Here is a 22,503-nt window from a genome sequence, read left to right on the forward strand (position 1 = left end):
TGATCGTGAATGTCAGCGTACGGGCCCGTGCTTGATCCGCCCAACGCCCTGATGCTCCACACGCAGGCCCGACCAGACAGGTTCACGTCGGTTCGCGTGGCACCCTTGACAGGTGGAAACCGTCGACGTCGGCCTGTTCGGTCCCGCCTCGGTCACCTGGAAGCTGCACCAGGAGCCGATCCTGTTCGTCGCCGGCCTGCGCTCGCTCTACCTCCAGGCGCTGCACCCACGGGCCATGGCCGGGGTGGCTCAGAACAGCAACTACCGTCAGGACGCCTGGGGGCGTCTGATCCGCACCGCCGACTACGTGGGTACCACCGTCTACGGCACCACCAATGAGGCGGAGCAGGCCGGCCAGCGACTGCGTCGGCGGCACGCCCGGATGACCGCGGTCGACCCCGGCACCGGCGAACGGTTCCGGATCGACGAACCGGACCTGCTCCGCTGGGTCCACGTCACCGAGGTGGAGTCGTTCCTCGACACCGCACGGCGGGCCGGCGTACCGCTGGACGCCGACGAGGTGGACCGCTACTACACCGAGCAGCGGCGTACCGCCGCCCTCGTCGGGCTGGCGCCCGAGACCGTGCCCGGCACCGCCGCCGAGGTGGCCGAGTACTACCGGCGGGTCCGGCCAGAGCTGCGGATGACCCGGGAGGCCGCCGAGACCGCCCTGTTCCTGACCGCGCCACCCCTGCCCTGGAAGCTCAGTCTGCCGGCCCGGATCGGGCTGAACCTCGGCCCGCCCCGGTGGGCGTACCTCGGCATCGCCGGCACCGCGCTCGCCCTGCTGCCACCGTGGGCACGGCGGCTGTACGGCGGGCTGGGCCTGCCGACCACCGCGCTGTCGGCCGACGTGACGGTACGCGCGCTGCGGCTCGCACTCACCGCCCTGCCCCGCGACTGGCGGGAGAGCCCGATGCAGCGCGCCGCCAAGGAACGCGCGGCGCGACTCACCGCCGCCACTCCCTCCACCACCTGACGCACGGCGGGAGGTCGATCGCGGATCAGTCCTCCGTCGTCGGTGCGGCGAAGCGTTCCACGGCGGCCCACGGCTCCTTGCCCGGTAGGGCGGAACCCGTGGGGCAGATGCGCCGGTAGTCGCACCAGCCGCAGCGCGGGCCGGGGGCGGTCGGAAAGACGTCGTCCGGATCAGCACCGTCGGCGACCGACCGCTCGGCGGCCATGATGTCGCGGGCGGTCTCCTCCGCGCGAGTCACCTGCCGCGCCAACGACTCGACACTGTGCTCGTGCGCGGCGACGGTGCCGCTCGGCAGATGGTGCAGCTCGACCCGGCGGCACGGCCGGCGGAACACCCGCTCGGCCGCGTACGCGTACAGCGCCAACGCCTGCGAACCGCGCGCGTCGTCGCCGTCCAACCCGGAGCGGCCGGTCTTGTAGTCGACGATGACCAACTCGGGCCCCTGCGGGCCGGGCCGCGAGTCGATCCGGTCGGCACGGCCGTTGAAGGCCAGCACCCCGGTCTTCACCGCCACCACGCGCTCCACCCCGATCGGCTCGTCGGCCGGGTCCAGCCCGGCGACGTACGCCTCCAGCCAGCCGAGGGCCCGCCGGTAGGACTCGCGCTCCTGCTCGTCGTCGCGGTAACCCTCGCGTACCCAGGTGCTCTTGAGCAGCGTCGGCAGCACTTCGGGGCGACGTCGATCGGCGGGCAACGCGTACCAGTTCTTCAGGGCGGTGTGCACGCTGGCGCCGAGCGAGTTGTGCGCCCAGGGCGGGCCCTTCGGCGGTGCCGGGCGATCGACGTAGGAGTAGCGGTAACGCCGTGGACAGTCGGCGTAGGCACCCAGGCGGCTCGGGGTGCAGACGAACAGCCGCTCCGGCATGCCCTCGAAGCCGAGCTGCTCGGGCTGCGCGTCGCGGGGCCGGGGCGGGCGGCCACCGGCGGCGGGTCGTCCGGCTGGAGAGGCTCGTCGCACCACCTGATCCTGCCATCCACCCCCGACAGACCGGGCGAGCCGGTCAGCCGGCACCGTTGTACTGGGCCACGAACGCCGCGATCGCGTCCGCGATGAGCTGTACGGCGATCGCCGCCAGCAGCAGGCCGGCGATCCGGGTGAGCACCTCGATGCCGCCCGGACGCAGCACCTTCACGATGCCGCCGGAGAACCGCAGCACGATCCAGACGGTGAGCATCACCGCGACGATGGCGGCGGCGATCGCGGAGAAGTCGGCGGGTCCGTCACCCTGCTGCACGAAGAGCATCGTCGCCACGATCGCGCCGGGCCCGGCCAGCAGCGGCGTGCCCAGCGGCACCAGGGCGATGTTGGCGGTGGCCTGCTTGGTCGGGTCGTCGGTCTTGCCGGTCAGCAGTTCCAACGCGACCAGGATCAGCAGCAGCCCACCGGCGGCCTGCAACGCGGGCAGGTCGACGTGCAGGTAGGCCAGCAGCGTCTGTCCTGCCACCGCGAAGATCACGATCACGCCCAGCGCCAGCGCGACCGCCTGCCAGGCGGCCCGGTTGCGCTCCCGCGCGGACAGCGGTCCGGTCAACGCCAGAAAGATCGGCATCATGCCGGGCGGGTCGACGATCACCAGCAGGGTCACGAAGACCTCGCCGAAGAGCTTGAGATCCACCCGGTCACCGTAGCCGTGCCGGTCGGCGTCGAAACCCAGGTCAGCCCGAAGCGACCTCGGTCACCCCGGAGGATGCCGCCACGATCCGTTCGTACGCGTCGACACCGGTGGTGAAGGCACCCAGCCGTACCGTCTTGTGACTGCCGTGAAAGTCCGAGGAGCCGGTCACCAGTAGACCCAGCTCGGCCGCGAGACCGCGTACGTGGTCCCGCTCGCCGGGTGAATGGTCCTCGTGGTCGGCCTCCAGCCCGACCAGTCCCGCCGCGGCCAGGTCGGCGATCAGCTCGTCCGGCACGATCCGGCCACGCCGGCTGGCCCGGGGATGGGCGAACACCGGCACGCCGCCGGCCGCCCGGATCAGCCGGACGGCCCGGAACACGTCGGTGTCCTCCTTCGGCAGCCGGTACCGCTGACCAAGCCAGTCCGGCCCGAACGCCTCGGTGGTGGTGGCAACGAGCCCGGCCCGGATGAGCGCCTGAGCGATGTGCGGCCGGCCCACCGTCCCGCCACCGGCCAGCGCCAGGATCTCCGGCCAGTGCACGTCGATGCCGTCGGCACGCAGCAGGTCCACCGTGCGTTCGCCCCGGGCCAACCGCGCCGCCCGCACCCTGGTCAGCTCGGCCACCAGTTCCGGATGCGCCGGGTCGAAGAGGTACGCCAGCAGGTGCAGCGGCACCGGCGGCTGTTCACCGTCCCACCGGCAGGAAAGCTCCGCGCCACGGACCAGCCGCAGCCCGGTCGGCAGGGCACGCAGTGCCGGCTCCCAGCCGTCGGTGGTGTCGTGGTCCGTGATCGCCACCACGTCCAGTCCCGCCGTCGCGGCAGCGCGCATCAGCTCGGCCGGGCGGAGAGTGCCGTCACTGGCCGTGGAGTGTGTGTGCAGATCGATCCGGGAGGTCATCGCCCGCAGTCACCGGTCGCCCGGTCAGCCACCGCTCACCACCACCGGTAGCTCACCGGCAGGCACGCCGGGCAGGGCGGTCGGCGCGGCGGGACGGCCCGCGACGACCCGGTCGACGGCCACCCGCACCAGGCCACCGGCGGCGTCGGCGTAGTAGGCCGTGTCCTCGGTGCGCCAGACCACGGTGCCGGTCATCGGCGGTCCCGCCGGCCGTACCGCGGTGGGCTTGTCGAACGTGACCAGGTCCACCAGCAGCGCCGAGTCGACCCCCGCCGACCGCCCGTTGACCAGCAGCCAGCGCCCGTCCGGCGACACCGCACCCAGGCCGTCGCCGGCCGTCTCCGGCCCACAGTCAGGCCGGCTGGGTGCCAGATCCCGGGCCGGGTCGAGCAGGGTCAGGCAGGTGGGCAGCCCGACGCCCGGGGTGGTCCCACCAACCAGGCGTCCATCGGGCAGCGCGCCGAAGATGTGAGTGCTGGCTCGGTCACCGCCCAGGTCCAGCGAACCGGGTCGCAGGGGCCACAGCACGTGCCCGGGACGGTCGGGCGCCAACCTGACCAGCACCGCCCCGTTGACGAACCGCAGCGGCACCGCCTCGGCCGGTGCCTCGGCTCGTACGGTGTCGGCGAGTTCGCCGTCGACGATCCCGGCGACGGCCAGCACCGTGCCCTGCTTCCAGGCGACCTGCCGGCCCTCCGCATCCAGAACGATCTCGTCGGCACCGGCCAGCAGCACCTGCGCCGTGCCGTCCGCGGCCACCGCCCACAGGAACCGTCCGGCCAGGGTCGGTGCCCCGACGGCCAACCAGCCACGCCCGTCGGTGAGCCGGTGCACCCGTTCCACCTCGCCGATGCCGAGCAGCGGCACCCGTCGACCCTGCGCGGTGGCGATCGAGTCGTCGATCAACAGGTCGACCTCGGCGATCGGGGCCGCGGTGTCCGGCCCGGGTGGCGCGGTGACGCGCTCGACGAGCGGCCGCTGGTCGGGGTCACCGATCACCACCGTCCCGCCCGCCGGCGGCCGGTTGTCGCGCACGTGCAGGCTGCCCACGCTGACCGTCACGACCACCAGCACGGCCAGGCCCATCCCGGCCAGGGTGCGGCGACGTTGGATCCGGTCGGCCCGGCGGATCGCCACGCCGGCCGGGTCGACGGCGACCGCGCGCGTCACGGCCGCCCGCCGGGACAGCATCTCCCGGAGGGCGCCTTCAAGCTCGTCGGACGGCACGTCCAATTGACGATCCGGGAACCGGCTCTGGTTGTCATGAGCTGCCGGTTTCCGCTTCACCGCCGCTCTCCGACCAGCGCGCCGGGCTGCGCTGCCGCCGGTCCGGGTGCCGATGCGGGGTTGTCACGCCCGTCGGCCCCGGCCGAGGCGGGCGTGCCGCGCGAGGAGATCCGGTCAGGCGAGGCCGTCGCACCGCCGACACCGGCGCCAAGGGCCGGGACAACCCCGCCGGTGGCTGTGCCAGCGGGCCGGCGCCGGGCGGCCCGCACCGGACGCCCGGCGTCCTCCGGTTGCGGACTTCCGGGCCCGGTCCGGTCGGTCGACTGCTCGGTTGACTCCGACCTGCCGGCACGCAGGCCGAAGGGTTCCTCCGCGCCGATGCGTCGACGCAACGTGGCCAGTGCCCGGGAGGTCTGACTCTTCACGGTGCCCGGCGAGATGTCGAGCATGGCGGCGGTCTGTGCCTCCGACATGTCCTCGTAGAAGCGCAGCACCAGCACCGCGCGCTGCCGGGCGGGCAGGGCCCTCAGATGCCGCCAGAGCACGTCCCGGTCCAACTGGCGTTCGAGTTCGTCCGTGGCGGCCTGCTCGGGCAGCACCTCGGTCGGACGCTCGCCGTGCCAGCGACGCCGCCACCAACTCGTCGAGGTGTTCACCATGACTCGTCGGGTGTAGGGCTCGATCGCCTCGATCCCACCCAGCCGCTTCCACGCCAGGTACGTCTTGGTCAGCGCGGTCTGGACAAGATCCTCGGCCGTGCCCCAGTCGCCGGTGAGCAGGTACGCGGTCCGCAGCAGGGCACCGGAGCGGGCCGCGACGAAGTCGCGGAACTCCTCCTCCAGCGCGTTGCTGCTGGCCACACACCACCTCCGTGCCTGATCCTGCCGCAGCCTGCCACAGCGGGACCAGCGGGTCGAGGACGGAAGGTGCCGCAATATCTCCGATGTTCGGTCGAGAAAGTTTCAGGCTCCGTCGTCGGCCTTGGCCTCGTCCTGCTCCTTGCCCAACCGGGCCTCGACCGCCTGCGGCTCGTACATCTCCTCGACGACGCGCAGATAGAGCTCGTTGGGGTTGGGCAGGTTCTTGACTTCACGCAGCGCCTGCTCCTGACCGGCGGACTCCAGCACGAAGGTGCCGTAGTTGAGCGCCCGGCCCGCCGGCGACTGTTCGTACTTCATGTCGGTCACCCGGGTCAACGGCATCATCGCCACGTGCCGGGTGATGATGCCGTTGACCACCATGACCCGCTTGTTGGTCAGGATGAAGCGGTCGTACCACCAGTCGGCGACCCGCCACGCCACCCAGCCCATCACCGCGAACCAGAGCAGCACCGCGATCGTGGTGAGCGCGCCGACGTCCTGACCGGCGAGGAAGCCGGAAAGGTAGCCGAGCACGAAGGTCGCTGCGACACCGACGATGATCGGGGTGGCGAGGTGAACCCAGTGCCGCTTCCACTCGCCCCGGTACCGCTCGGTCGGGAACAGGTACCGGGCCACCAACGAGCTGGGCTCGTCCTCCAGCGGCAGCACCCGACGTGGGGTGGCGCCGCTGGCATCGGCGCGCAGGCCGGCCAACTCCTCCTCGGAGATCTCCGGGGGGAGGTAACCGGCCTCCGGATCGCGCACCCAGGCCCGCCCGGACCGGCCTTCGCCGGCGTACCCCGGGCCGTCGCCGTAACCGACGTCGTCGGAGAAGGACGGACCGTCGGAGGGGCGAGGGCCGGCACCGTAGCCCGGCCCGTCGTCGGGATCGATTCGAGGAATCGGCTCTGTGTCGCGTTCCCGGCGGGCCCGGTCGGGATCGTCGGGATCGAAGGGTGGGCCGGAGGGGCTTCCCATCGGAGGCTAGGCGACCAGTGAGGTGAAGAAGTCGCCGAAGCCCTGGGCGATGTCCATGATGCCGCCGCCCAGCGACTTGAACACGTCCGCGGCGGAATTTGGCCGGTAGGCGACAAAGAAGATCAAGAATGCGATTCCGGCCCAGGTGAGGACCTTCTTGACCATGGCGGGCCATCCTCTCGCGCGGCGCCGGGTCCCATTACCGCAGCGGCACCCAGAGTATCAGCGTGGTGTCTTACCGTGAATATCTGCGTCCGTTCTCCGACATTCCGGGAGACTTGTCAAGCCTTCCCGTGCAGGTACGGAGATGGAGCGCCGTACACGAGCTCGGACGGCGTCCACTCGACCAGGTCGTGCAGCAGCACGTCCTCGGCGAGCAGATGCCCCGCACTCGCCGGCCAGGCTATCGCATAGAGCCACATTCCCCGAGCCTCGCCGGCGTACGCGCTTCGATCTGGTAGCGAGTTCACCAGCCACAGTGGAGTCGGGTGACCGGCCACCCTGATCCCGGCGCGTCCGACATGGCCGGGATGCCCCGGGCCGGGGTCGGTCAGCGCCTCGACCAGTTCCGGTCCGGCGTCCGGCCCGGGCACTCCGGCGTATCGCGTACCCAGCCCCACGCCGGGCTCCTCGGCTACGAAGACCAGATCCGCCGGGCCACCACCCAACGGTGCCGGCCCGGCGCAGGCGACCACCGTGGCCCGCACTCCGAGCCGATCGTCGCCGGCCCACGCCACGCCGGTCGTGGTCCAGCCCGGCGGCAGCGGCCACGGACACCACAGCGGAACCGCCGGCTGCTGCGGCTGGGCGGCGGCCCGGATGTGGTCGACCACGCTGGCCACGATCTCCGCGCCGATGTGCTCGGGCACGTGCAGGGGCGCGACCGGCCCGCAGTCGGGGCAGCGGGATTCCGGATGCATCAGATCCGGTGGCCGGACCGACCCCCCACATCTGGGACAACTCACCGCAACCGTCACCACTCCACCGTCACCCCCCAACCGCCCCCCGTCAACCCCACTCCCCCGATTCCCCCACCCCACCACCCGTCCCCACCCGCGTCCCCCACCCGCACGATCATGAAGTTGTCATCTCGCTCCTCGGCGTGTCGCGACAACAACTTCATGGTCAACAGCAGCGGAGGGTGGGGTCAGGTCGGGGGTGGGCCGGCGTGGGCGCGGATCCAGGCGTGCATGGCGATGCCGCTCGCCACCCCGGCGTTGATCGAGCGCGTCGAGCCGTACTGGGCGATCGAGAAGACCTGGTCGCACGCGGAACGGGCGGCCTCGGAGAGCCCCGGACCCTCCTGACCGAACAACAGGACGCACCGCCGGGGCAGCGTGCTGGTCTCCAGTGGCCGGCAGCCGGGCAGGTTGTCGATGCCGACCAACGGCAGGTCGTGCTCCGCCGCCCAGACGATCAACTGATCGATCGTCTCGTGGTGGCGTACGTGCTGGTAGCGGTCGGTGACCATCGCGCCGCGGCGGTTCCAGCGCCGCCGGCCCACGATGTGCACCTCGGCCGCGAGGAACGCGTTGGCGTTGCGGACCACCGTGCCGATGTTGAGATCGTGCTGCCAGTTCTCGATCGCCACGTGGAAGTCGTGCCGCCGCCGGTCCAGATCGGCGACGACGGCCTCGCGTCGCCAGTAGCGGTAGCGGTCGACCACGTTGCGCCGATCCCCCGCGGCGAGCAGTTCCGGGTCGTAGCGGGGATCCTCCGGCGGGTCGCCGGGCCAGGGGCCAACGCCGACGTCGAGCTGCTCACCGGTCACGGTCACGCAGGTTACGCCCCGCCGCCCGGAGCACCACCCACCGCCCGGAGCACCGGGAGCCACGCGGACCGCCCGCACGCCGGCGGCCGACCGCCGTCACCGTCGAGCGCCCCGATCACCGCACCGCTCAGCGCGGGCATGGGCCCGCCGGCCGGGGCCCGGCGAGGCCGCCGGTCACCGCACGGGCGAGGGCGGCGGTCACCGCACGGCGAGGGCGGCGGTCACCGCACGGCGAGGGCGGCGGTCACCGCAGGGCGAGGGCGGCGCCGAGCCGGTCGAGGAATCGACGGTCGGCGGGCGCCAGCACGCCGCCGGGCACCGCCGAGGACGCGGTACGACAGACGCGGGCGGCCACCGACTGCACCCACTGTCGGTAGGCGGCCGAGTCGGCGGGATCGGCATGCCGAGCCAGTACCCGCACGACGGCCCGGCAGGCGGCGAGTACGTCCACCAGCTCGGTGAGCGGTGCCGCCGGCCGGGACGGCCCGTCATGCCGGGCGTAGATCGCGGCCACCACCGCCCGGACCAGATCGCTGTCGAAGGCTCGTCCGGCCGCCACCGCGTCCAGTCCGGCCAGGCCCGCCGCCACGCTCCGGGGCGGACGCCCCGGGCCGGGTTGGGCGGCGGCCACGATCACCCGGCCGGGCAGACCGGTCAGCAGGTCCCACTCGGTGGCGGAATAGGCGGTGGCGGTGGTGATTCGCTCGCTCATGGCGGGACCTCCGGCGCCAGCATATTCGCCCGGGACGGGGACCGAACCCCTACGGCGGGAACCCGCCGTGGCGTGCCACCGCCTCCCCATCGGCTGCGGTCGACCGGCCGCGACGGGTCCGGGCTCGGGACGTCACCACTAGGTCAGCGTGGTTCGGGAAAGCTGGGCCGCTCGGGGTCGACGCCGTCGGGCACGGCTGCCGCCGCGTACTCCCGTTTGGGGACCATCACCTTGCGCCGGAAGACGCAGACCAGCGTGCCGTCCTGGTTGTACCCGCGAGTCTCCACCGCCACCACGCCACGATCCGGCTTGGAGGCGGACTCCCGCTTGTCCAGCACGGTGGTCTCGCCATAGATCGTGTCGCCGTGGAAGGTGGGTGCGACGTGCCGCAGCGACTCGATCTCCAGGTTCGCGATGGCCTTGCCACTGACGTCGGGCACCGACATGCCGAGCAGGAGCGAGTAGATGTAGTTGCCGACCACGACGTTGCGCCTGAACTGACTCGCGGTCTCGGCGTAGTGCGCGTCCAGATGCAGCGGATGATGGTTCATGGTGAGCAGGCAGAACAGGTGGTCGTCGTACTCGGTGACCGTCTTGCCCGGCCAGTGCCGGTAGACCGCGCCGACCTCGAACTCCTCGTAGTAGCGGCCGAACTGCATCCTGGTCTCCCTCGACGGAGGCGGCGAAGTTCGGCACAGCATGCCTTATCGAGGGTTAAGGAGAAGCGGGGGGCGCGACGGGCGGCGGAATGTCACACCAGCCGAGACCGATCAGCACCGGAGCGGCTGGGGTCCGGCGCGGCTGGACCGAGGCCGGACGCAATGAGCGGCGGGGCCCTCCCCGGCACCCGCCGCCCACGCTCTGATGCTTCAAGATTCTGCCGTACGCCAGTCCGGTCGCACAGAGACCGAGGTCACATTTATCTTTTTGTTACATTACTCTGAGTGACAGATCATCGGTCAAAAAGCGATCTCCGCAGGTCGAATCACTGCTAGTCAGCGCCGAAGTTACCGCTTCGTACCCGGTCAGAGCGTTGATCTCAGTGGAAACGCTCCCATTACGGGCGGTCACGCAAATGCGACATGCATGTGCGATCTGCGGACGCCGCCGAAGACCGACGGCGATCGATGCGGACAAAGGCCCCATCCGTACTGCGACCAGGGTTACGGTGGCACCACGACGGGAATGCGAAGGGGTACGCCCGGGTTCCACCAGACGTAGCTGTTCCGCGTGATCGGAGAGACTCACATGGCAACCGTCGAGCTGACCACGGCTAACTTCGACCAGGTGACCGAAGGCGACGGCATCGTGCTGGTCGACTTCTGGGCCGACTGGTGCGGTCCCTGCAAGCGGTTCGCTCCGGTCTACGAGCGATCGTCGGACAAGCACGCGGACATCACCTTCGGCAAGGTGGACACGGAGGCGCAGCAGGAAATCGCCGCCAAGTTCGACATCCGGTCCATCCCGACCATCATGGCGATCCGCGACGGCGTGATCGTCTTCGCCCAGCCGGGCGCGCTTCCGGAGTCGGCTCTGGAGAACCTCATCGAGCAGGTTCAGGCGCTCGACATGGACGACGTGCGCAAGAAGCTCGCCGAGCACAAGCACTGATCTCATCTCGGCACGCTGGCCGGGCCCCCGATCGGGCCCGGCCAGCGGCGTCTGCGCACCCATCCGCTCACCGGGCCCGTCACAGCTGGGACACGGCCCGCCGATCAGGCCACTGCAACGCACGCCGGTGCCGTATCTTCGGCATCCGATGGATGCGTTGACGAGCCGCGGCCGTACGGTCCGGGTGGCGGTGACGGCACTCGGGCTCGCCGTCCTGCTCGCCGGCACGGCCTGGGGCGCCGACGACCACTTCCCGTTCGGCCCCTTCCGGATGTACTCCACCTCCGATCCGGCCGACGCGGACGCACCGGACACCCGGGTGGAAGGGGTCGACCGCAACGGCGATCTCGTCGACCTGGGCGAGGCGGCGACCGGCATCCGCCGGGCCGAGATCGAGGGCCAGCAGAGTCGGTACGTCGCCGACCCCAGCCGGTTGCGCGAGGTCGCCGAGGCGTACGGCCGACGCCACCCCGACGCACCGGAACTGGCCGAGGTCCGGATCGTGATCCGGTGGCACGACGTCACCGACCGCCGACCCACCGGCCGGTGGCTCGACGAGACCGTCGTCCGCTGGCAGGTCACCCCATGAGCCGCTGGCTCACCGAGGCGGTGCCGCGCGGTCGCGTCGCCGCGTTCCGTACGCTTGTCTACCTGTTCGTCGCCGCCGACCTGGTCGTCTTCACCCCCTGGGTACGCGACCGCGTCGACGTACCCGGCAACCTCTACCAACCGCTGTTCGTCGGGCGCGTACTGCCGCTACCCACTCCCACCGCGACGCTGGTGAGCGTGATCTTCTGGGCCCTGCTGCTGCTGGCCCTGCTCGCCGCGACCGGACGCGCTCACCGGCTGCTCGGCTGGACGGTCTTCGCGCTCTACCTGGAGTGGATGATCATCGCGATGAGCTACGGCAAGGTGGACCACGACCGGTTCGCTCTGCTCGTCGCACTGGCCGTGCTGCCCACCGCCGGCCGCGCCCGGCACGGCGACCCGACCAGGACGGAGGCCGGCGGTTGGGCGCTGCGGGTCACCCAGATCTCGGTGATCTGCACCTACTTCCTGGCCGCCTGGGCCAAGTTCCGTTTCGGCGGCCTGGACTGGGCCACCGGCTCGGTGCTCGCGAAGGCGATCATCCGACGTGGCACCGACCTGGCGGACCTGATCGCGCAGGTGCCCCACCTGCTGCTCGTCGCCCAGTTCGGCATCCTCGCCTTCGAACTGCTCAGCCCGCTGGTCTTCGTGCTGCCCGAGCGCTGGCGGCTGGCCATGGTCGGCTTCTTCTACTCGTTCCACCTGGTGACGATCGCGACGATCACCATCTCCTTCGCGCCGCACCTGGTCGCCATGACCAGCTTCCTGCCGCTGGAGAAGGTCCGCCCGGTCGTCGCGATGCGACGGCTCCTGGCCCGCGGGTCCAGGCCCGATCAGCGAGGACTCGACGCGGATCCACTGTCGGCCGCCACCGCCGCTCCTGCGAAGACACGACGTGGTGGCCGCGAGCCGGTGCCGGACCCGACAGCGCCCTGACCGGTCCCCGATCCGTGCTCGGCACGAGAACCGGGCCGACAGCGGGCGGTCCGTCCTGGCGAGGTGTCAGCCGCTGGAGGGGCCGTAGAGGCGGTCCCGGGTCTCCTGGGGCAACGAGCAGGCGGCCGTACCGCCGGGCATCCGGTGCCGGTTACGGGCCACCCAGCGGTACACGGGCCAGGCGACGGCGCGTACCGGTGGGATCCGCAGCCCGGCTCCGGCGATCCGCCACCCACGTCCGCTGCTGGCGAGCAGCGCGGCGATGGCGTCCGGGCCCGCGGCCCGGCTGCCGTCGGCGCCGACCCACTGCACCGCCTCCTCGCACTCCGCCTCGGTCAGGCCGAGCCGGTCGAGGTCGGCGAACTGCCAGGGCACGACACGGGCACCGGTCGGGATGCGGCGCTCGATGAACTCCGCGCAGCGGGTGCAGAAGGCGCAGTCCCCGTCGTAGACGAAGGTCGACATGCCTTCATCCTCCCCCCACACCGACCGACCCACACGCGGGTGTCCGGCGAGTCACTTGCACGCCACTAGGACATGTGTTCGAATACTGGCCATGCGCTGGGAGAACCTGACCGCTCCCCCGGTCGAGGGAGATCCCGGACGGGCAGCGCCAGCGACGCCACCCCTGCCGCTGGCGCTGCCCGATGCGGTCGTCCGCACCTTCGACACCCCCGAATTCGCCGGCATGACCTTCTACGAGGTGCGCGCCAAGTCGATCCTCAACAAGGTCCCGGGCACCTCCCGCGTCCCGTTCGAGTGGACCGTCAACCCGTACCGGGGATGCAGTCATGCATGTTTTTACTGCCTGTCAGGGGACACTCCAATCCTGATGGCCGACGGAGGCATCAGGCCGATACGCGATCTGGAGGTGGGCGACCGCATCTATGGAACCGAACGGCGAGGTGCCTACCGTCGGTACGTGGTGACCACCGTCCTGGCCAAGTGGTCGACGACGAAGCTCGCCTACCGGCTCACGCTCGAGGACGGCACGACACTTGTCGCGAGCGGCGACCACCGCTTCCTGACCGAACGGGGTTGGAAGCACGTCACGGGCACCATGCAAGGCGACGGCCAGCGGCCCTACCTGACCACGAACAACCGCCTGATCGGCACCGGGCGATTCGCAGCGGGACCGAAGGAGAACGACGCCTACCGAAAGGGCTATCTCAGCGGCATGATTCGCGGGGACGGCAACCTCGGCACCTACGTCTACCCGTACGGTGTCGTGCACAGGTTCCGGCTCGCACTGGCCGACGAGGAGGCGTTGCACCGCACCCAGCAGTATCTGTGGGCGTTCGGAGTAGAGACGACACGGTTCTCCTTCACACCTGCGAGTTCACACCGCAGAGCGATGGAAGCGATCCGCTCCTCCAAGGCAGCGGATGTCGACACCATTCGAAGACTCATCACGTGGCCCGCGCAACCCGACGATGACTGGTACCGAGGTTTCCTCGCCGGCATCTTCGACGCCGAAGGGAGTTGCAGCCGGGGGATCCTGCGGATCTCGAATACTGACGACGCCATGCTGACCCGGACAGCGGACGCGTTACGTCACTTCGGCCTGTCCGCCGTCCTTGAGGACCGTGGGCTGGCCAACCGGGTCCGCACCGTGCGGCTGACGGGTGGCCTCGCTGCACGTCTGCGGTTTTTCCACCTGACTGGCCCTGCCATCAGCCGCAAACGGTCGATCGAGGGGGCTGCGGTGAAATGCCAGGCCAGGCTCCGGGTCACCGCGATCGAATGTCTCGGATTGGAGCTTCCCCTGTGGGACATCACCACGGGCACCGGTGACTTCGTCGCCGACGGGGTGGTGAGCCACAACTGCTTTGCCCGAAATACCCACACCTACCTTGACTTCGACGCGGGGGCGGACTTCGACAGCCAGGTGGTCGTCAAGGTCAACGCGGGTGAGCTGCTGCGTCGTGAGCTGGCCGCGCCGCGCTGGCGCGGGGCGCACGTGGCGATGGGCACGAACGTCGACTGCTACCAGCGGGCCGAGGGGCGTTACCGGCTCATGCCGCCGATCATCGAGGCGCTGCGCGACTTCGCCAACCCGTTCTCGATCCTGACCAAGGGCACGCTGATCCAGCGTGACCTGCCGCTGCTGCGACAGGCGGCCGAGGGCACCCGGGTGTCCGTCGCCTTCTCGGTCGGCTTCCTCGACGAGCGGCTGTGGCGCTCGGTCGAGCCCGGCACGCCGAGCCCGCGCCGCCGGCTCGACGCGGTACGCCGGTTCGCCGACGCCGGCTTCGAGGTGGGTGTGCTGATGGCGCCGATCCTGCCCGGCCTCTCCGACTCGGACGAGTCGATCGAGGCCACCGTGGCGGCGATCGCCAACGCCGGTGCCGCCAGCGTGACGCCGCTACCGCTGCACCTGCGCCCCGGCGCCCGCGAGTGGTACGCGCAGTGGCTCGGGCGGGAACATCCCCGGTTGGTGCCGCGCTACCGGGAGCTGTTCGGCGCGGGCGCGTACGCGCCGCAGTCCTACCAGCGGGAATTGACCGCACGGGTCCGCATCGCCGCCCGCCGGCACGGGCTGATCCGGTCCGGAGCCGGCGAGCACCGTGCTGCGCCGCAACCAGCACCAGCGCCGGAGCAGCTGAGCCTGCTCTGAACGGACCGGGCGGGCTGACGGCGGCGCGGCTACAGTCGTCGGATGCGTTCCGCCAAGCAGATCCTCGCCGACGCCGGCGTGATCGCCGTCGTGGGCGCGTCCCGCGATCCGTTCAAGGCCGCCCACCGCGTGCCGCTGGAGATGCAGCGGCACGGCTGGCGCATCATCCCGGTCAACCCGACCGCCGACGAACTCTTCGGCGAGCCGGTGTACCGGTCCCTGGCCGACATCCCGCACCCGGTCGACCTGGTCGACGTCTTCCGGCCGGCCGACGACGCCGTCGATGTGGTGCGGCAGGCGGTGGCGATCGGCGCTCCGGCGGTGTGGTTGCAGCTCGGCATCGTCTCGCCGCAGGCCCGGCGGATCGCCGAGGAGGCCGGCATCGACTACGTGGAGGACCGCTGCCTGATCGTGGAGCGGGCCGCCGCCGGGCTGACCCGCCGGAGCTGACGACTCAGAGCTTGTAGTCGCGGAGCAGGCCGCGGGAGATGATGGTCTTCTGGATCTCCGAGGTGCCCTCGCCGATCAGCAGGAACGGGGCCTCCCGCATCAGCCGCTCGATCTCGTACTCCTTGGAGTAGCCGTAGCCGCCGTGGATGCGGAACGCCTCCTGGACGACCTCGGCGCAGTACTCCGAGGCGAGCAGCTTGGCCATCCCCGCCTCGACGTCGTTGCGCTGGCCGGCGTCCTTGAGCCGGGCCGCGTTGACCATCAGGGCGTGCGCCGCCTCGATCTTCGTACCCATCTCGGCCAGCTTGAAGGCGATGGTCTGGTGCTTCGCCAGCGGCTGGCCGAAGGTCCGGCGCTGTTGGGCGTACCCGACGGCCAGTTCGAAGGCCCGGATGGAGATGCCGCAGGCGCGGGCGGCGACGTTGACCCGACCGACCTCGATGCCGTCCATCATCTGGTAGAAACCCCGACCCACCTGGTCGGCTCCGCCGAGGACGGCGCTGTCGGGGACGGTGACGCCGTCGAGCACCATCTCGGTGGTCTCGACGCCCTTGTAGCCCATCTTGTCGATCTTGCCGGGGATGGTCAGGCCCGGGGCGGTCTCGCCGAAGCCGGGTTCCTTCTCCAGCAGGAAGGTGCTCATGTTGCCGTAGACCGAGTCGGCGCCGGTCTCGGTCCGGACCAGGGTGGCCACCACCGACGAGTACGCGCCGTTGGTGAGCCACATCTTCTGGCCGTCGATGACGAACCGGTCGCCGTCGCGGACGGCCTTGGATCTGATCGCCGAGACGTCGGAGCCGCACTCCGGTTCCGACATCGAGAAGGCACCGCGCACCTCGCCGGTGGCCATCCTCGGCAGCAGCCGGGCCCGCTGTTCGGCGGAGCCGTGCTGGGAGATCAGGTACGCCACGATGAAGTGCGTGTTCACGATGCCGGAGATCGACATCCAGCCCCGGGAGAGTTCCTCCACCACCAGGGCGTAGGTCAGCAGGGACTCGCCGAGACCGCCGTGTTCCTCGGCGATGGTGAGACCGAACAGGCCCATCTCCTTCATCCCGTCGAGGATGTCGGCCGGGTACTCGTCGGTGTGCTCCAGGCGCTGCGCGTGCGGGATGATCTCCTTGTCGGCGAATTCCCGGACGGTCTCCAGGATCGCCCGCTGCTCGTCGGTCAGGCCGGGCGTCTGGGCGAGTCGAGCCATCTCAGCCTCCGGGGATTCAGCGCCTACTCACTGGTAACTAAACGCTCGATCAGTATCGGTCGCCCGACCCGGGGGGCCAAGGTGACCAGTCCACCCAACCGCTGTGAAAAGGTTCACCGCTGCGGGTAGCGTCCCGCAATGAGGGCCCCGCGACCAGGGACGTTGGGACCGTAGGAGGAGAGCGTGGGCCAACCACCGGAGCCGGACCAGCCACCGTCGCCCTACGAGCCACCCCCGGGTGGGCAGCAGCCGCAGTACGGCCAGCCGTACGGACAGCAGCAGGGCGAGCAGCCGGCGTACGGGCAGCCGTCGTACGAGCACCCGGGCCAGCCGCCGCACGGCCAGCAGTGGGCTCAGCAACCCCCGTACGCCCCACAGGTGCCCTACGGGCAGTACGGGCCGCCGGCCGGCCAGGGCGGCGGGCGCGGCACCAACGTGCTGGCCATCCTCTCGCTGGTCTTCGCGTTCGTCTTCGCTCCCGTCGGCATCGCCCTCGGTCACCTGGCCAAGCGGCAACTGCGCACCAGCGGCGAGGACGGCGAGCAGCTCGCCACCTGGGGCCTGATCCTCAGCTACATCTTCACCGGCCTGCTCCTGCTGGCCTGCTGCGGCTGGCTGGCCCTGGCGATCTGGGCCGGCTCCGACGGCACCAGCACCTGAGGCCGTTCAGCGGAACTGGGCCTCCCGGACGCTGTTGCCGCCGTCGACCACCAACATCTGCCCGGTGATGTACGACGCGGCCGGCGAGCAGAGGAACGTGATCGCCGCAGCCACCTCGTCGGGCGTGCCGGGACGCCCCACCGGCGTACCCAGACCCTGCTTGATCTCGGCCATGGTCGAGGCGGCGGTGTAGATGGTGCCCGGAGCCACCGCGTTGACCGTCACCCCGTCGGCGATCATCTCCATGGCCAGCGCCCGGGTCAGGCCCACCACGCCCGCCTTGGCCGCCGCGTACGCCGCCTCGGTGGGCAGCGCGTTGACCGGACCGGCGGTGGCGGCCAGATTCACGATCCGACCCCAACCGCGCTCGGCCATGCCGCCGATGAAAGCCCGGCTGCACAGGAAGGCGGTGGTCAGGTTCCGGTCGATCTCGCCCCGCCACTCGTCGTAGCTGAGCTGCGCCACCGGGCGCAGCACCTCCGGGCTGGCCCGGCTGGCCAGACCCGCGTTGTTGACCAGCACCTCGACGTCGCCGAGCTGCTCGGCCACGGCGTCGGCCAGCGCGCCCACCTCCGACTCGTCGGTGAGGTCGGCGACGAAACCGGTCACCCCGAGTTCGCCGGCCCGCTCGTGGATGCGCCGGGTGGTCGACACGATCGCCACCCGGGCGCCCAGGTCGGACAGTCGGCGAGCGGTGGCGTACCCGATGCCGTCCGGGCTGCCCGCCCCCGTCACCAGCGCGACCTTGCCGTCCAACCGCATGGTCACCGGCTCGGGCAGTGACGCCGGTGCGTCCTGGTCGCCGGGCTCCGGTGCGGTGGCAGGGCGTGGCCGCCGGCTCAGGCCCGGCCGGCTGACGTCCCGTCTCGGTCTGTTGCCGGAGCGGTCCGCCGCGCGCGCGTCAATCCCCATGCCGAGATCCTGCCCTTTCCCGCCACTGTCGGGCAACGCGCACCCGATGCCGGGCGCGTCGCGAGGTGCGCGGCAATGACTACCCTGACTGCGCCACATCATCGCGACGGAAGAGAAGCCCGATGACGCAACCCCCGCCGGCCGGCGGCTGGCCCGACCCCGCATCGACCGGCCAGCCGTCCAGCCCGCCCGCCGACCCGACGCTGCCGGTCAGCTCGCAGCCGGCTGTTCCACCGCAGCCGTCCGGATACGATCCGTATCAGCCGCCGGTCGACCCGTACGCCGGGATGAAGTCGGACCCGGCCGCCGCGCCGTATCCGCCGGCCGGTTACCCGCCGGCCCAGCCCGCCGGTTACCCGCCGCCGCCCCCGCCCGGCTACGGCTACCCCCCGCCCGGGTACGGCTACCCGCAGCAGAAGACGAACTCGATGGCGATCGTCGCCCTGGTCCTCTCCCTGATCGGGATCGGCTCGTGCATCACCGCCCCGGTCGGCGCCATCATGGGGCACGTGGCCATGCGCCAGATCCGGGAGACCGGCGAGGGCGGCGAAGGGATGGCCAAGGCCGCCATCATCGTCGGTTGGATCCTCACCGGCCTGCTCGCCCTGGTGATCATCGGTTACGCCATCGCGATCGCCTTCGCGATCGCCAACTCGTCCTCCACCACCTGACCGGCGAACGCCCGCCCCGGCCGAGGTCGGGGCGGGCGCGGGGTGATCGCTGCGGCTACTCGGCCGGCGGGTCGAACGTCGAGGTGCGGGTCAGGCCGGCGGCCCGGCCCTTGGCGGCGATCACCAGCGCCATCTTGCGAGACGCCTCGTCGATCATCTCGTCGCCGAGCATCACCGCACCCAGCCGGCCACCGGCCTCCGAGGTGTAGTGCTGGTACGCGTCGAGGATCAGTTCGGCGTGGTCGTAGTCGGCCTGAGCCGGGGAGTAGACCTCGTTCGCGGCATCAATCTGCCCGGGATGCAGCACCCACTTGCCGTCGAAGCCGAGCGCCGCCGACCGCTTCGCCACCTCGCGGAACCCGTCGGTGTCCCGGATCTGCAGGAACGGGCCGTCGATGGCCTGCTTGTCGTGCATCCGGGCGGCCATCAGGATGCGCATCAGGATGTAGTGGTACGGGTCGCCCGGGTAGTCGGGGATGAGGGCGCCGACCACCAGCGACCTCATGTTGATCGAGGCCATGAAGTCGGCCGGACCGAAGATGATCGTCTCGACGCGGGGCGACGCGGCGGCGATGGCGTCGACGTTGACCAGCCCGGCGGCGTTCTCGATCTGCGCCTCGATGCCGATCCGGCCCACCTCCAGGCCGAGGGTCTTCTCCAGTTGGGTGAGGGTCAGGTCCAGCCACTGCACCTGCGCCGCGTCCTGCACCTTCGGCAGCATCACGCAGTCGAGGTTGGCCCCCGCGCCCTCCACCACGTCGATGACGTCCCGGTAGGTCCACGGGGTGGTGAGGTCGTTGACCCGGACGACCCGGGTCTTGCCGGCCCAGTCACCCTCGTTCAGCGCGGCCACGATGTTCTTGCGGGCGTCCGGCTTGGCCAGTGGGGCGACCGCGTCCTCCAGGTCGAGGAAGACCTGGTCGGCGGGCAGGCCCTGGGCCTTGCCGAGCATCTTGACGCTCGATCCGGGCACGGCCAGACAGGACCGGCGGGGACGCCCGACAACCGCCATCGACGGCGCTCCTTCCAAGGCACGGCCACAGCGCCGCCCCTGACTCGACGATCTTCCAAAGGTGCTTGTGACGCCACGGTAACCTCGTGCCGTGACCGCGGTGAATGGACCTGTGGAAGATGTCACTGACCGTCGACTGGTCGTGATCACCGGGGCCAGCTCCGGCATCGGATTGGCCGCCGCCACCAAGCTGGCCTGCCGGGGCGACCGGGTGGTCCTGGTCGGCCGGGACCCGGCCCGACTGCGAGCCGCCGCGGACGAGGTACGCGAGGCGTCCGGGGAGCGGCCCGAGGTGTTCCGTGCCGATTTCGCCGCCCTCGACGACGTCCGGCAGTTGGCCGAGCGGCTGCGCGCCGCGTACGACCGGATCGACGTGCTGGCCAACAACGCCGGCGCGATCGTGCTCCAGCCGGTCACCACCGTCGACGGTTTCGAGCTGTCCGTCCAGGCCAACCACCTGGCGCCCTTCCTGCTCAGCAACCTGCTGGCCGACCGGGTACGCCGCATGGTGGTGACCGCCTCCGGCGCGCACCGCAGCGGCACCCTCGATCCGGACGACCTCAACGCGCCGCTGCGCCGTTACCGACCGATGTCCGCGTACGGCACCAGCAAGCAGGCGAACATCCTGTTCACCGCGGAGGCGGCCCGGAGGTGGCCGCAGGTCGACTCGTACTGCTTCCATCCCGGGGTGGTGCGGACCCGGTTCGGCAACGAGAGTCGGGTGGTCGCCCTGGGCATGCGTCTGCTGCCGTTCCGCAGCCCGGCCAAGGGCGCCCAGACGCTGGTCTGGCTCGCCAACCAGGACCGCTCCCGGTTGACAAGCGGTGGTTACTACTTCGACTGCCGGCCACGCCGCCCGTGGCCCAAGGCGGCCGACCCGCGGCTCGCGGCGCGACTCTGGTCGGCCAGCGCCGCCGCGGTGGGGATCCCGGACGGGCCGAGCCACCCGGGGCGCCCGGCCTGAGGTCGCATCGGGCGGGCAACCGGGTCGCCCCGGTCGGGAAACATTGCGATACTCCGCGCCATGACCGTCGCCGAGGGCGTCAACCTGCAAGTGCTGGGCAAGGATGAGGAACTGGCCGCCCGGTTGGACGCGGAGCTGACCAGCTTCAACCAGCGGGCCACCGGCGCCACCGACGAGGCGGCGCTGTCCGTCCGGGTCACCGACGCCGCCGGCGAGCTGATGGCCGGGCTCACCGGATGGAGCTGGGGCGGCTGTGCCGGGATCAACATGGTCTGGGTCCGCGCGGATCGCCGTGGCGAAGGCTGGGGCGGTCGGCTGCTGGCGGCGGCCGAGCAGGAGGCCCGACGGCGCGGCTGCACCGAGGTCTCGGTCGCCTCGTTCTCGTTCCAGGCGCCGGGCTTCTACCGCCGGCACGGCTACCTGGACACGGGTCGCCGGGAGGGCATCCCCGGTGGTCACGTCGACCACCAGTTCTGGAAGTCGCTGGTCAGCGACCCGGCCGCCGCGGTGCGCCTGGTCGCTCTGGTGGAGCTTCCCGACGGCGCGGTCGAGGCCGGGCAACGGTACGAGGACACCGTGCTGGCGCTGCTGCCACGCCACGGCGGACGGCTGGAACGCCGGCTGCGCACCGGTGACGGGGGTACCGAGGTGCACGTCATCCGGTTCGACACCCGGGCCGGATACGAGACGTACCTGGCCGATCCGGAGCGGATCGCACTGCGGCTGGCGCTCGGCGAGGCCGCCCCGCAGACCCGGGTGCTTGAGGTACACGAGGTGTGACCGGCGGGGTCGGCGTCAGTCGCGGACCGGAGCGGCGTCCGCCGGCACCGCCGTGCTGACCCGTGTCGCACGCCGGGCCGTGCGGGCGCTGGACAACACCACCACGGCCACCCCGACCAGCAACAGCGACAGGCCGGGCAGGGTCACCGGGTCGGGCAGCTGACCCAGCCACGCCCAGCCGATCAGCGCCGCGCCGGGTGCCTCCAGCAGGATCAGTACGCTCACCGTGGTGGCCGATACCCGCCGCAGCGCGTAGCTGAACATCGAGTGGCCGAGCAGCTGTGCCCCGCCGACCAGGGCGAGCACGGCCAGCCAGGTGCCGGTGTCGAAGCCACTGAGCGGCACCCGGCCGACGAGACAGACCACCAGCAGGATCAGACCGCACACGCCGTAGCAGATGGTGGTGTAGGTGGCGTTGCTGACGGTGACCCGGGCCCGTTCACCCAGCGCGGTGTACACCGCCGCGAACAGCCCACCGGCCAGCGCCAGCAGATCGCCGGTGAAGGCCTGACCCGAGACGGTGAAGTCGGCCCCGGTCGCCAGCACCGCCCCGACCACGGCCACCCCGATGCCGGCCCAGACACCCACCGGCAACCGGCGGCCCTGCGCCCGGGCGATCAGCCCCTGCCAGACCGGCTGGGTGGCCACCAGCGCCGTTGCCGCAGCCACCGAGGTGAGCTTCGCACTCGGCATCCAGGCGGCGAAATGCGCCGCCAGCGCCATCCCGGAGAGGACGCAGAACATGCCCTCCCGGCGACCCGCGCCACTGGTGACGAAGCGGAACTCGGACCGTCGGCGGGTCAGCGCGAACGGACTCAGCACCGCGACGGCCAGCATGTTGCGCCAGAAGGCGACCGCCAGGGCGGGTGCGGCGGCGAACGCGATGAGCGGCGCGGACGACGAGACGGCGAAGACGGCGACGGCGAGGGCCGCGCCGGTCATCAGGTCGAGCGGCGGACGATGAGGTTCGGTGACCACGAGGTGCAATCTTCACACGTCGCAGGGGCACCACTTTCCGTCAGCGTTCGGTTACGATCATGCGCGTCCTCGCCCAGGC

General features: G+C 71.1%; 26 protein-coding genes. 10 read left to right on the forward strand and 16 right to left on the reverse strand.

What is annotated here, in order from left to right:
* Window positions 1–112: 112 nt before the first annotated feature.
* Complete coding sequence (locus O3597_RS21715) at window positions 113–979, forward strand: oxygenase MpaB family protein (protein WP_164446212.1); 867 nt, start codon at window positions 113–115, stop codon at window positions 977–979.
* Between the two features lie 25 nt (window positions 980–1,004).
* Here the strand turns inward: O3597_RS21715 and O3597_RS21720 are convergent, their stop codons facing one another.
* The 11 genes from O3597_RS21720 to O3597_RS21770 all read right to left on the reverse strand — a co-directional run bounded on the left by O3597_RS21720 (window position 1,005) and on the right by O3597_RS21770 (window position 9,703).
* A complete protein-coding gene (locus O3597_RS21720) occupies window positions 1,005–1,937 on the reverse strand; it encodes a PD-(D/E)XK nuclease family protein (protein ID WP_164446213.1) in 933 nt (310 codons plus the stop codon).
* 43 nt (window positions 1,938–1,980) lie between these two features.
* Window positions 1,981–2,595: a MarC family protein gene (locus O3597_RS21725; RefSeq protein ID WP_164446214.1), complete on the reverse strand. Its 615-nt coding sequence runs from the start codon at window positions 2,593–2,595 to the stop codon at window positions 1,981–1,983.
* Window positions 2,596–2,635: 40 nt separating this feature from the next.
* A complete protein-coding gene (locus O3597_RS21730; protein ID WP_164446215.1) occupies window positions 2,636–3,496 on the reverse strand; it encodes a PHP domain-containing protein in 861 nt (286 codons plus the stop codon).
* Window positions 3,497–3,520: 24 nt separating this feature from the next.
* Complete coding sequence (locus O3597_RS21735) at window positions 3,521–4,723, reverse strand: hypothetical protein (RefSeq protein WP_164446216.1); 1,203 nt, start codon at window positions 4,721–4,723, stop codon at window positions 3,521–3,523.
* A gap of 56 nt (window positions 4,724–4,779) precedes the next feature.
* A complete protein-coding gene (locus tag O3597_RS21740; RefSeq protein ID WP_281602232.1) occupies window positions 4,780–5,583 on the reverse strand; it encodes a SigE family RNA polymerase sigma factor in 804 nt (267 codons plus the stop codon).
* A 102-nt stretch (window positions 5,584–5,685) separates the two neighbouring features.
* The gene (locus O3597_RS21745; protein ID WP_164446217.1) at window positions 5,686–6,561 is read right to left on the reverse strand and encodes a PH domain-containing protein; all 876 of its coding nucleotides are present in this window, start codon (window positions 6,559–6,561) and stop codon (window positions 5,686–5,688) included.
* A 6-nt stretch (window positions 6,562–6,567) separates the two neighbouring features.
* Window positions 6,568–6,726, reverse strand: a complete 159-nt coding sequence (locus O3597_RS21750; RefSeq protein ID WP_007455302.1) for a hypothetical protein — start codon at window positions 6,724–6,726, stop codon at window positions 6,568–6,570.
* A 116-nt stretch (window positions 6,727–6,842) separates the two neighbouring features.
* The gene (locus tag O3597_RS21755) at window positions 6,843–7,541 is read right to left on the reverse strand and encodes a DUF6758 family protein (RefSeq protein ID WP_348650302.1); all 699 of its coding nucleotides are present in this window, start codon (window positions 7,539–7,541) and stop codon (window positions 6,843–6,845) included.
* 167 nt (window positions 7,542–7,708) lie between these two features.
* Window positions 7,709–8,332 carry an RNA methyltransferase gene (locus O3597_RS21760; protein ID WP_281602234.1) on the reverse strand — a complete coding sequence of 208 codons (624 nt, stop codon included), beginning with the start codon at window positions 8,330–8,332 and terminating at the stop codon, window positions 7,709–7,711.
* A gap of 244 nt (window positions 8,333–8,576) precedes the next feature.
* Entirely contained in the window at window positions 8,577–9,044 is a 468-nt protein-coding gene (locus O3597_RS21765; protein WP_281602235.1) for a hypothetical protein, read from the reverse strand.
* Between the two features lie 143 nt (window positions 9,045–9,187).
* Window positions 9,188–9,703: a MaoC family dehydratase gene (locus O3597_RS21770; RefSeq protein WP_164446220.1), complete on the reverse strand. Its 516-nt coding sequence runs from the start codon at window positions 9,701–9,703 to the stop codon at window positions 9,188–9,190.
* A 589-nt stretch (window positions 9,704–10,292) separates the two neighbouring features.
* On the opposite strand from O3597_RS21770, the gene trxA reads away from it, so the two are divergent.
* The 3 genes from trxA (at window position 10,293) to O3597_RS21785 (ending at window position 12,179) form a co-directional block, all read left to right on the forward strand.
* Window positions 10,293–10,655 carry a thioredoxin gene (gene trxA, locus O3597_RS21775; protein WP_164446221.1) on the forward strand — a complete coding sequence of 121 codons (363 nt, stop codon included), beginning with the start codon at window positions 10,293–10,295 and terminating at the stop codon, window positions 10,653–10,655.
* Between the two features lie 148 nt (window positions 10,656–10,803).
* Entirely contained in the window at window positions 10,804–11,244 is a 441-nt protein-coding gene (locus O3597_RS21780) for a hypothetical protein (protein WP_164446222.1), read from the forward strand.
* The gene (locus O3597_RS21785) at window positions 11,241–12,179 is read left to right on the forward strand and encodes an HTTM domain-containing protein (protein WP_281602236.1); all 939 of its coding nucleotides are present in this window, start codon (window positions 11,241–11,243) and stop codon (window positions 12,177–12,179) included. The genes O3597_RS21780 and O3597_RS21785 overlap by 4 nt, the downstream gene beginning before the upstream one ends.
* Before the next feature lie 66 nt (window positions 12,180–12,245).
* Here the strand turns inward: O3597_RS21785 and O3597_RS21790 are convergent, their stop codons facing one another.
* Entirely contained in the window at window positions 12,246–12,644 is a 399-nt protein-coding gene (locus O3597_RS21790; protein WP_164446223.1) for a DUF393 domain-containing protein, read from the reverse strand.
* A 91-nt stretch (window positions 12,645–12,735) separates the two neighbouring features.
* Here O3597_RS21790 and O3597_RS21795 point away from each other — a divergent pair, with 91 nt between their 5' ends.
* Window positions 12,736–14,796: an intein-containing Rv2578c family radical SAM protein gene (locus tag O3597_RS21795; RefSeq protein WP_281602237.1), complete on the forward strand. Its 2,061-nt coding sequence runs from the start codon at window positions 12,736–12,738 to the stop codon at window positions 14,794–14,796.
* Window positions 14,797–14,838: 42 nt separating this feature from the next.
* On the forward strand, window positions 14,839–15,246 hold the full coding sequence (locus tag O3597_RS21800) for a CoA-binding protein (RefSeq protein ID WP_281602238.1): 408 nt from the start codon (window positions 14,839–14,841) through the stop codon (window positions 15,244–15,246).
* Between the two features lie 4 nt (window positions 15,247–15,250).
* Here O3597_RS21800 and O3597_RS21805 read toward each other — a convergent pair whose 3' ends face one another.
* A complete protein-coding gene (locus tag O3597_RS21805) occupies window positions 15,251–16,447 on the reverse strand; it encodes an acyl-CoA dehydrogenase family protein (RefSeq protein WP_281602239.1) in 1,197 nt (398 codons plus the stop codon).
* A gap of 183 nt (window positions 16,448–16,630) precedes the next feature.
* Here O3597_RS21805 and O3597_RS21810 point away from each other — a divergent pair, with 183 nt between their 5' ends.
* Window positions 16,631–17,107, forward strand: a complete 477-nt coding sequence (locus O3597_RS21810) for a DUF4190 domain-containing protein (RefSeq protein ID WP_164446227.1) — start codon at window positions 16,631–16,633, stop codon at window positions 17,105–17,107.
* Window positions 17,108–17,113: 6 nt separating this feature from the next.
* Here the strand turns inward: O3597_RS21810 and O3597_RS21815 are convergent, their stop codons facing one another.
* On the reverse strand, window positions 17,114–18,019 hold the full coding sequence (locus O3597_RS21815; protein ID WP_281602240.1) for an SDR family NAD(P)-dependent oxidoreductase: 906 nt from the start codon (window positions 18,017–18,019) through the stop codon (window positions 17,114–17,116).
* A gap of 122 nt (window positions 18,020–18,141) precedes the next feature.
* Between O3597_RS21815 and O3597_RS21820 the strand changes: the two genes are divergently transcribed.
* On the forward strand, window positions 18,142–18,690 hold the full coding sequence (locus tag O3597_RS21820) for a DUF4190 domain-containing protein (protein ID WP_281602241.1): 549 nt from the start codon (window positions 18,142–18,144) through the stop codon (window positions 18,688–18,690).
* Between the two features lie 55 nt (window positions 18,691–18,745).
* Here O3597_RS21820 and O3597_RS21825 read toward each other — a convergent pair whose 3' ends face one another.
* The gene (locus O3597_RS21825) at window positions 18,746–19,702 is read right to left on the reverse strand and encodes a CoA ester lyase (RefSeq protein ID WP_281602242.1); all 957 of its coding nucleotides are present in this window, start codon (window positions 19,700–19,702) and stop codon (window positions 18,746–18,748) included.
* Between the two features lie 112 nt (window positions 19,703–19,814).
* Here O3597_RS21825 and O3597_RS21830 point away from each other — a divergent pair, with 112 nt between their 5' ends.
* Window positions 19,815–20,666 carry an SDR family NAD(P)-dependent oxidoreductase gene (locus O3597_RS21830; protein WP_281604609.1) on the forward strand — a complete coding sequence of 284 codons (852 nt, stop codon included), beginning with the start codon at window positions 19,815–19,817 and terminating at the stop codon, window positions 20,664–20,666.
* Between the two features lie 60 nt (window positions 20,667–20,726).
* Entirely contained in the window at window positions 20,727–21,446 is a 720-nt protein-coding gene (locus tag O3597_RS21835; protein WP_164446231.1) for a GNAT family N-acetyltransferase, read from the forward strand.
* A gap of 15 nt (window positions 21,447–21,461) precedes the next feature.
* On the opposite strand, the gene O3597_RS21840 is transcribed toward O3597_RS21835, so the two are convergent.
* Complete coding sequence (locus O3597_RS21840) at window positions 21,462–22,388, reverse strand: DMT family transporter (protein ID WP_166458255.1); 927 nt, start codon at window positions 22,386–22,388, stop codon at window positions 21,462–21,464.
* Between the last annotated feature and the right edge of the window lie 115 nt (window positions 22,389–22,503).

This window comes from Verrucosispora sp. WMMA2044, assembly GCF_027497155.1.
Classification (GTDB): domain Bacteria; phylum Actinomycetota; class Actinomycetes; order Mycobacteriales; family Micromonosporaceae; genus Micromonospora; species Micromonospora palythoicola.